Below are 1,262 nucleotides of genomic sequence, written 5' to 3'. Positions count from 1 at the left end.
GGAATTGGTTCTAAACCAGCATCTGATACTGAAAGTATTCCGGAGTCTATAGGTGAACCAGAGTGGGAAGATGAAGACTCAGGAACAACTGAAACAAGACCCCCGAAGCCAGCAACCATACAAGGGCCAAAACCCCCTCCCTCTGATTCATTTAATCCTGAACTTGATGATGGAAGTGTTATAGAGCCCGGACCGGGCAGTCCACTGCCACCGGATCAGTACAACCGAACTTTAACACATGCGCCAGTCTCCATACCTGCTGAGGAGTATAAGCCTGGTTCGACCTCAATGACGATTGAGCGCGGTGATGTAAAAGTTAAACCAGAATCAAATAGCCCAGATGTTGTTGGCCCCGACAAGCCAGCAACAACTCAGAAGACAGATAAAAAAACCGAGAGTGTCCAGACAGAAATATTACCAGATGATTTACCAGATGCAGAAAAAGGAAAGCCACAGAAAAACGGGGCGCTGGAACAGAAGAATAGAGACCTGCAGGAAAAAGCGCGGGTTGCAGAACAGCAGCTGAACCAGGCGACGTCGAAACTGCAGGCATCGGATGCGCGGATCGAGGAGCTGGAACTCGAGCGGGGCAAACAGACCCAGGCGGTGGCTGACGCGCAGGCAGAGTTGAACCGGGCGCGGGATGGATTGAAGGCGGAGCAACAGAAAAACGGGGCGCTGGAGCAGAAGAATGGCGAGCTGCAGGGGAAAGTCTCTGACGCGCAGGAAAAAGCGCGGGTTGCAGAACAGCAGCTGAACCAGGCGACGTCGAAACTGCAGGCATCGGATGCGCGGATCGAGGAGCTGGAACTCGAGCGGGGCAAACAGACCCAGGCGGTGGCTGACGCGCAGGCAGAGTTGAACCGGGCGCGGGATGGATTGAAGGCGGAGCAACAGAAAAACGGGGCGCTGGAGCAGAAGAATGGCGAGCTGCAGGGGAAAGTCTCTGACGCGCAGGAAAAAGCGCGGGTTGCAGAACAGCAGCTGAACCAGGCGACGTCGAAACTGCAGGCATCGGATGCGCGGATCGAGGAGCTGGAACTCGAGCGGGGCAAACAGACCCAGGCGGTGGCTGACGCGCAGGCAGAGTTGAACCGGGCGCGGGATGGATTGAAGGCGGAGCAACAGAAAAACGGGGCGCTGGAGCAGAAGAATGGCGAGCTGCAGGGGAAAGTCTCTGACGCGCAGGAAAAAGCGCGGGTTGCAGAACAGCAGCTGAACCAGGCGACGTCGAAACTGCAGGCATCGGATGCGCGGATCAA

General features: G+C 56.2%; 1 pseudogene. It reads left to right on the top strand.

Going from position 1 to position 1,262, the window contains the following annotated elements:
- Window positions 1-288: 288 nt before the first annotated feature.
- Window positions 289-1,262, top strand: a pseudogene (locus tag GV64_RS25360) (hypothetical protein); the annotation flags it as partial.

The organism is Endozoicomonas elysicola (assembly GCF_000710775.1).
GTDB classification, from domain to species: Bacteria; Pseudomonadota; Gammaproteobacteria; order Pseudomonadales; family Endozoicomonadaceae; genus Endozoicomonas; species Endozoicomonas elysicola.
This window is presented reverse-complemented; position numbering and strand designations above follow the sequence as displayed.